7 protein-coding genes and 1 pseudogene are annotated in these 7246 nt (G+C 72.8%); 4 read left to right on the plus strand and 4 right to left on the minus strand.

What is annotated here, in order from left to right:
* Nucleotides 1-267: hypothetical protein (locus tag MBSD_RS15740; protein WP_237071765.1), on the minus strand; the 267-nt coding region annotated here is incomplete at its 3' end.
* 56 nt (nt 268-323) lie between these two features.
* Nucleotides 324-1325, minus strand: a complete 1002-nt coding sequence (locus tag MBSD_RS07670) for a zinc-dependent alcohol dehydrogenase family protein (RefSeq protein WP_062536605.1) — start codon at nt 1323-1325, stop codon at nt 324-326.
* A 353-nt stretch (nt 1326-1678) separates the two neighbouring features.
* On the opposite strand from MBSD_RS07670, the gene MBSD_RS07675 reads away from it, so the two are divergent.
* On the plus strand, nt 1679-1993 hold the full coding sequence (locus MBSD_RS07675) for an antibiotic biosynthesis monooxygenase (protein WP_062536607.1): 315 nt from the start codon (nt 1679-1681) through the stop codon (nt 1991-1993).
* A 15-nt stretch (nt 1994-2008) separates the two neighbouring features.
* On the opposite strand, the gene MBSD_RS07680 is transcribed toward MBSD_RS07675, so the two are convergent.
* Nucleotides 2009-2926, minus strand: a complete 918-nt coding sequence (locus MBSD_RS07680; RefSeq protein WP_062536609.1) for a cyclase family protein — start codon at nt 2924-2926, stop codon at nt 2009-2011.
* A 116-nt stretch (nt 2927-3042) separates the two neighbouring features.
* Between MBSD_RS07680 and MBSD_RS07685 the strand changes: the two genes are divergently transcribed.
* The 3 genes from MBSD_RS07685 (at nt 3043) to MBSD_RS07695 (ending at nt 6637) form a co-directional block, all read left to right on the plus strand.
* Nucleotides 3043-3762 (plus strand): CPBP family intramembrane glutamic endopeptidase, encoded by a 720-nt coding sequence (locus MBSD_RS07685; protein WP_082306552.1) that lies wholly within the window; start codon nt 3043-3045, stop codon nt 3760-3762.
* 63 nt (nt 3763-3825) lie between these two features.
* On the plus strand, nt 3826-4911 hold the full coding sequence (locus tag MBSD_RS07690) for an NAD(P)H-dependent flavin oxidoreductase (protein WP_062536613.1): 1086 nt from the start codon (nt 3826-3828) through the stop codon (nt 4909-4911).
* Nucleotides 4912-5059: 148 nt separating this feature from the next.
* Nucleotides 5060-6637, plus strand: coding sequence for a tetratricopeptide repeat-containing sulfotransferase family protein (locus tag MBSD_RS07695; protein ID WP_062536615.1), 1578 nt, complete (start codon nt 5060-5062; stop codon nt 6635-6637).
* A 72-nt stretch (nt 6638-6709) separates the two neighbouring features.
* Here MBSD_RS07695 and MBSD_RS15425 read toward each other — a convergent pair.
* A pseudogene (locus MBSD_RS15425) lies at nt 6710-7246 on the minus strand (hypothetical protein); the annotation flags it as partial.

Consider the following 7246-nt stretch of genomic DNA (forward strand, 5'->3'; position numbering starts at 1 on the left):
CGCGCTGTGAAAACCGAGGTTACACAGTTCGTTTGACAGACCCAGGCGGATCTGAGCAAGGCGAAACCCGCCATTCTTGCTACTTTGGAGGGCGAATTCAACAACGAAGTGCACCACCGCCCCGCAGAAGCGGCCCAGGCGCGGTAGCCTGCGCAGCTTCACCGCCAAGTGGAACTGCACATGGGCTACACGCACCTGAGCCAGGACGAACGCTACCAGATCCAGTGGCTGCATCGCGGCGGGCTGTCGTCGCACCTCATCGGCCAAGCGTAAGCTCCCCCACCAAGCAGACAGCTGAAAACAGAGACTGCGGCCGGCGCGGCTCAGACGGTCGCACCGGCCGCCATCGTCAGCACCGCCGCGCCCTGCAGCATGCCGCCGCGCAGGCGCGCCAGCGCTTCGTTGGCTTCTTCCAGCGCAAAGCTCTCGACGCGCGTGCGCACCGGCACCTCGGGCGCCAGCGCAAGGAATTCCTCGCCGTCGCGGCGCGTGAGATTGGCGACCGAGCGCAGCACGCGCTCGCCCCACAGCAGGCGATAGGCGAACGCGGGGATGTCGCTCATGTGGATGCCGGCGCAGACCACGGTGCCGCCCCTGGCGGTCGCCGCCAGCGCGGCCGGCACCAGCGCGCCGAGCGGCGCGAACAGGATCGCCGCATCCAGCGGTTCGGGCGGCGCGGCGTCGGACGCGCCCGCCCACACGGCGCCCAGTTCGCGCGCGAACGCCTGCGCGGCGGCATCGCCGGGGCGCGTGAACGCATACACCTCGCGGCCCTGGTGGCGCGCCAGCTGCGCGACGATGTGCGCGGCGGCGCCGAAGCCGTACAGCCCGAGCCTGCGCGCGTCGCCGGCGAGGCGCAGCGCGCGGTAGCCGATCAGGCCGGCGCAGAGCAGCGGCGCGGCTTCGGCGTCGCCGTACTGCGCGGGCAGGGCGAAGCAGTAGCGCGCGTCGGCGAGCGTGTACTCGGCGTAGCCGCCGTCGAGCTGATAGCCGGTGAAGCGCGCCTGCTCGCACAGGTTCTCGCGGCCGCCGCGGCAGTAGGCGCAAACGCCGCAGGTCCAGCCCAGCCACGGCACGCCGACGCGCTCGCCTTCGCGGAAGCGCTCGACGCGCGCGCCGCGCGCCACCACCGTGCCGACGATCTCGTGGCCGGGGATCAGCTCCGGCTTCGCCTGCGGCAGCTCGCCGTCGATCACGTGCAGATCGGTGCGGCAGACCGCGCAGGCGTGCACGCGGATCAGCAGCTGCTGCGGACCCGGCTCGGGCCGCGGCCGCGTCTCCGCGACCAGGGCGGTGTGCGGCGCGTGCAGCACCATGGCGCGCATGCATCGGTTCCCGGCGAGACCTGCGTTCATTCTAGGGGCGCCCTGATCCATTCCGCGCGTGCGGGCGATCCGTGTCCCGGCGCAAGGCGGCCGTCTCCGCGCCGCCGCACTTGATGCAGGTCAATGGCGTCGCGGCGGCACGGTGCAGAATCCCGCCATCCGCTGTTGCAGCGTCGAGTCAGGGACGACATTCCGTCGCGCGTTGGCGTGCGGCGGAAGCACGTGCGTCGTCGCCGTCGCGATCGCAGGAAAGCGAACGGGAGGTGGCGGCGCACGCGCTGAAGGACGGGCGGGCGGCGGCGTCCGGCACTTTCCGCGGCAGGACACCGCATGCCTCCCGAGGGGGTGGCGCCATGATCGAGGTCACGCAAACCTACGACCTGCTGCCGGCGGTCGATCGCGACACCTATGCCGACTGGGTGAAGAAGGCGATCGGCCTGGTGCTGAAACAGCCAGGTCTCGTCGAGTTCCGCGCGCATCGCAACCTGCTCGGTTCGCCGCAGGTGCGCACCACCACCGTCTGGCAGTCCGGCGCCGACTGGGCGCATTTCGCCGAGGGCGCCTGGCAGACGCTGGAGCCGGAGCTGCGTCGCATGGCCACGAATCTCAGGATCGAACTGTGGGGGCCGTCGCCGATGGTGACCGAGCCGCTGCGGCCGGGACGCTGAGGCGCGGCGCGCGCCTCACGCCGCCGGCAGCGTCGCGTAGGCGCGTACCGGGAAGGTGCCCATGCCCTTGACCTTCACCGGCACCGCGGTGAAGCGGAAACCTTCCATCGGCAACTGCTCGAGACCGCACAGGTGTTCGACGATCGGGATGCCGGCGCCGAGCAGGGTGGTGTGCACGGGGCGGCGGCCGTCGGCGGTGTCGTCGATGTTCAGCGAATCGATGCCGACCAGGCGCGCGCCGGCGTCGCGCAGATAAGCGGCGGCGTCCGCGGTCAGGAACGGATGGCCCTCGACGTAGCGGTCGGTGCGCCAGTGGCGGTCCCAGCCGGTGTGCACCAGCACCGCCCTGCCGCGCACGTCGAGCGGCAGGAACGCGCCGCGGTCGATCGCGCGGCCGCGCATGCCGGCGACGCGCGCCACCACGCCGTCCAGTCCGGCGACCTCGTCGAGATCGAAGCCGGCCACGTCCTTGCCGTCGGCGTAGCGGTGGTAGGGGCTGTCGATGTAGGTGCCGGTGTTGGCCACCATCGTGATCTTGCCGATCTGGAACTCGGTGCCTTCGGCGTAGTGCGCGCGCGATGCGGCGCGGCTGAGGTGATCGCAGACGATCGGCGCCGGCAGGCCCTTGTAGGTGATCATGCCGTCCTCGATGGCGTGGCTGAGGTCGACGTGGCGCAGTGCCGCCGCGCCGGGCGCGGTCTGCGGCGGCGCGGCCGCGCGCTTGTGGCGTTCGTGGATGATCTTCTTGTCGAGGATGCGCACGGCGCCGACCATCAGCAGGCGCAGGTCGCGCACGATGGCGTCGGCCAACGCGGTGTCGTCGATGTCGTCGCCGTCGATGTCCAGGCGGAAGCCCTGGCCCTGCAGGCCGCCGCCGTTGGCGAAATCGACCTCGAAGTCGAACTGCACGCGCTTGTCGGGGGTGGTGTTCATGGGGCTCCTCGGAGGGGCGGCGATGCGCGCCGGCGGCGTGATGTTTACATGACGACCCGCACGTGTCCGCGCGCAGGGCGTCTGCGAGCCTACGCGGCTGGCGCGAAGGGGCGGGGATGAGCATGCAGTCGCAAGGGGCGGAAGCGGTGCTCGCGCGGGCGCGCTGGACGTACGCCGCATGGCAGTTCGCGGTCATCGGCGCCGTGCTGGCCGCTACGTGGTTCGGCCCCGGCTGGGGTTCGATCTGGGGCGCGGCCGTGGCGCTGGCGATCGGCCGCATCGAACCGCGCCGCTGGCACGTGCCGCTGGGGTTGCTGAAGCGCACCGACTGGCGCCGCGTGGCGCTGGTCGGCCTGCTGGGCGGCCTCGCGCAGTTGCTGGCGGTGAAGATCCTGCTGACGCCGGCGGTCGAAGCGCTGACCGGCCAGCATCGCGACCTCGGCATGTTCGACGCGCTGCGCGGCAACGTCGGCGCGCTGCTCGGCCTGCTGCCGACGATGTGGCTGTCGGCCGGCTTCTGCGAGGAGATCGTGTTCCGCGGCATCGCGCTGGGACGCCTGCGCGCCGCGCTGGGCGGCACGCGCCTCGCCACTGCGATCGCCTTCGTCGGCTCCGGCATCGTGTTCGGCCTGGCGCACGGCTATCAGGGGCTGAGCGGCTGGATCATCACCGGCGTGATGGGATCGGTGCTGGCGCTGGTGTACATAGGCTCCGGCTACCGGCTGTGGTATGGCATCGCGCTGCATCTGCTCTACGACACCCTGGCGACCGCCGCCATCACCTTCAACCTCGATCGCGTGTTCGCGGCCTGGGGCGCGCGGCTGTTCCACGGCTGAGCGCGGCGCGTAGAATCGCCGCGGTCCGCATCCCGCGGCGTCCGCGCGGGCAGGAGACGAACGATGGACGGCGAGACGGCCGTGGGCACTGCTCCGCGCGAGCGCGCGGCGCGCTTCTGCGAACGCTACGGCCTGCGCGTGCCGATCCTGCTGGCGCCGATGGCGGGCGCCTGCCCGCCGTCGCTGTCGATCGCGGTGGCGGAAGCCGGCGGCATGGGCGCGTTCGGCGCGCTGATGGACGATCCCGCCGGCATCGCGCGCTGGGTCGATGCCTACCGTGCCGGCACGCGCGGGCCGCTGCAGATCAATCTGTGGATGCCCGATCCGCCGCCGCGCCGCGACGCCGCGGCCGAGGCGGCGGTGCGCACGTTCCTCGCCGGCTGGGGACCCGAGGTGCCCGCCGAGGCCGGCGACGACGTGCCGCACGACTTCGCCGCGCAGTGCGAGGCGCTGCTGGCGGCGCGGCCGGCGGTGGTGTCGTCGATCATGGGCCTGTATCCGCCGCCGTTCGTCGCGCGCCTGCGCGAGGCCGGCATCGCCTGGTTCGCCACCGCCACCACGCTGGCCGAGGCGCTGGCCGCCGAGCGCGCCGGTGCCGACGCGGTGATCGCGCAAGGTTACGAGGCCGGCGGCCACCGCGGCGCGTTCGACGCCGCGCAGGCGGAGGCGCAGGGCGTCGGCCTGTTCGCGCTGCTGCCGCGGCTGGCGGATGCGCTCGGCGTGCCGGTGATCGCCGCCGGCGGCATCGCCGACGGACGCGGCATCGCCGCCGCGCTGGCGCTGGGCGCCAGCGCGGTGCAGATCGGCACCGCGTTCCTGCGCTGCCCGGAAGCCGGCATCGCGCCGGCCTGGGCCGAGGCGCTCGGCACGCTCGCGCCCGAGGGCACGCGGCTGACGCGCGCGTTCTCCGGCCGCGCCGGCCGCGCCATCGCCACGCGCTACGTGCGGGCCGCCGCGGACGGCCCGGCGCCGGCGCCGTATCCGGTGCAGCGTGGCCTGACCGCGGCGATGCGTCGCGAGGGCACGCAGCGGAACGACCTCGACCGCATGCAGGCCTGGGCCGGCCAGTCCGCCGCGTTGGGCCGCGCCGCGCCGGCCGGCGCCTGCGTCGCTTCGTGGTGGGACGAGGCGCAGCGGCTGCTACGCTGACGGCCGCGCTCGGCAGCGCCGCTCGTCGCGCGCGGTGCAGGCGGAGTTTTCGCGCATGCGGCGATCCGCGCGTCTTGCGTCGCCGCATCCAGGCAGGCGCGCGCGGCGCGGTGGTGGGCGCGGGTTGCGCACAATCTTCGAGACATTCATGAGTTCGCGATTGCAGGGATTGAGTCCGGCGGCCGCCCGGCACGTCGTCGCCGCGGCGCAGGCGCTCGATGCGGGGCGCGCCGACGCGGCCGGGCAGTACCTGGCGGCGGCGCTGGCCGCGCATCCGCAGCATCCCGAGGTGTTGCGCCTGCAGGCCGGCTGGCTCAGCCTGCGCGGCCAGCACGCGGCCGCCGTCGAGGCGATGCAGCGCGCGCTCGCGCAGCGCAGGCAGGATCCGCTCTACCACAACACCCTGGGCAGCGTGCTCGCCGCCGCCGGCGAGTTCGACCGCGCGGTGGCGGCGCTGCGGCGCGCCTGCGAGCTGCAGCCCGGCCTCGCCATCGCCTGGTACAACCTAGGCGTGATGCTGATCCGCTGCGTGCGCCACGATGCCGCCGCCGACGCATTGCGGCGCGCGGTGGCGCTGGCGCCGGACAACGCGCTGGCGCGCACCCAACTCGCCGACATGCTGCGCGTCGGCGACCGCGTCGAGGAAGCCGAACGGGAATATCGCCGCGTGCTGGCGGAGCGTCCGTGGACCGGCATGGCGTGGTGGGGACTGGCCGACCTGAAGACGCTGCGCTTCTCCGCGGACGACGTGCGCGGCATGCAGCAGGCGCTGCAGGATCCGCGCGCGAGCGACGACGACCGCATCGCCACCGGTTTCGCGCTGGCCAAGGCCTGCGACGACGAAGGACGCTGCGCCGACGCGCTGGCCGCGCTGCAGCAGGCCCATGCGCTGGCGCGGCGCCGGCAGACGTGGGATGCGTCCGCGCACGCGGCGATGGTCGATGCGATCCAGGCCGCGTTCGCGCCGCCGCCGGCGCCGGCGGCCGACGCCGCGCTCGGCCGCGAGGTGGTGTTCATCGCCGGCCTGCCGCGTTCCGGCACGACCCTGGTCGAGCAGATCCTCGCCTCGCATTCGGCGGTGGAGGGTGCCGGCGAACTGCCCGACCTGCCGCTGGTGCTGGCGGAGGAGTCGCACCGGCGCGGCAAGCCGTACCCGCAGTGGGCGGCGGAGGCGACGCCCGTCGACTGGGAACGGCTGGGGCGGCGCTATCTCGAGCGCACCGCGCACTGGCGGCGACGGCGCGCGATCTTCACCGACAAGCTGCCCAACAACTGGCTGCACGTCGGCGCCATCCGCGCGATGCTGCCGGCCGCGCGCATCGTCTGCTGCCGGCGCGATCCGCTGGAGACCTGTTTCTCCTGCTACCGTCAGCACCTCGCCAACAACGAGTACGCGCGCACCTTCGCCGATCTCGCCGCCTACTGGCGCGACTACGACCGCAGCGTGAGCCATTGGAGCGCGCTGCATCCGTCGCATGTCCATGTGCATGGGTACGAGGCGCTGCTGGAGGATCCGGCGGCGCGCATCCGCGCGCTGCTGGATTTCTGCGGCCTGCCGTTCGAGGAGGCCTGCCTGCACTTCCACCGCACGCGGCGCGACGTGCGCTCGCCCAGCGCGACGCAGGTGCGCCAGCCGTTGCGCCGCGACACCGCGCGGGCCCCACGCTACGGCGCGCTGCTGGATCCCTTGCGCAGCGCGCTGGGCATGCCGCCGGCACCGGGTTGACGCGGCGCGTCCGCGCAGAAAAGCCGCGCGGCTCGCGCCGCGCGGCTGAGGTACGGCGAGAGCGCTGGTGGATCAGAACTTGACGGTCACGCGCGCCCAGTAGAAGCGGCCGACCGTGTCGAACGTGTTCACATCCGTGTTGGCGTTGATCACGTTGTTCAGGAACAGGATCGGCGGTTGCTTGTCGAACGCGTTGTCCACGCCCACGTCGATGCGGGTGTTGATCGGCTCGATGTTGTAGCCCACGCTGAAGTTGTTGTAGACCTGCGCGCCGTAGTGCACTTCGACCGCGTCGAGTCTTCCGTCGGCCGAGATGTTCTGCGCCGGATCGGCGCTGCCCACCGAGAACGGACCGACGTAGCGGACGCGCCAGTTGGCGTCCCACCGGCCCAGGTTCCAGCTCAGGCCGGCCAGTGCGCGCCAGCGCGAGAAGTTGCCGAAGGTGGTGCTGAAGTGGCCGGCCACCGGCACGACCTGGTCGCCCGGCAGTCCCGGCGCCGGATCGTTGTCGAACTGCGCGACATAGGTGCTGTCGAAGCTCAGCGCGAAGTTGCCGAAGCGCGTTTCCGGCAGGCGGTACTTGAAGCCGAAGTCCACGCCGCGGGTGTC

It is taken from the genome of Mizugakiibacter sediminis, from assembly GCF_000953855.2.
GTDB classification, from domain to species: Bacteria; Pseudomonadota; Gammaproteobacteria; order Xanthomonadales; family Rhodanobacteraceae; genus Mizugakiibacter; species Mizugakiibacter sediminis.

Coding starts and splice junctions, on each gene's coding strand:
- MBSD_RS07670 (WP_062536605.1), bottom strand. CDS start 1,325: ATGCGCGCCATGGTGCTGCACGCGCCGCACACCGCCCTGGTCGCGGAG.
- MBSD_RS07675 (WP_062536607.1), top strand. CDS start 1,679: ATGATCGAGGTCACGCAAACCTACGACCTGCTGCCGGCGGTCGATCGC.
- MBSD_RS07680 (WP_062536609.1), bottom strand. CDS start 2,926: ATGAACACCACCCCCGACAAGCGCGTGCAGTTCGACTTCGAGGTCGAT.
- MBSD_RS07685 (WP_082306552.1), top strand. CDS start 3,043: ATGAGCATGCAGTCGCAAGGGGCGGAAGCGGTGCTCGCGCGGGCGCGC.
- MBSD_RS07690 (WP_062536613.1), top strand. CDS start 3,826: ATGGACGGCGAGACGGCCGTGGGCACTGCTCCGCGCGAGCGCGCGGCG.
- MBSD_RS07695 (WP_062536615.1), top strand. CDS start 5,060: ATGAGTTCGCGATTGCAGGGATTGAGTCCGGCGGCCGCCCGGCACGTC.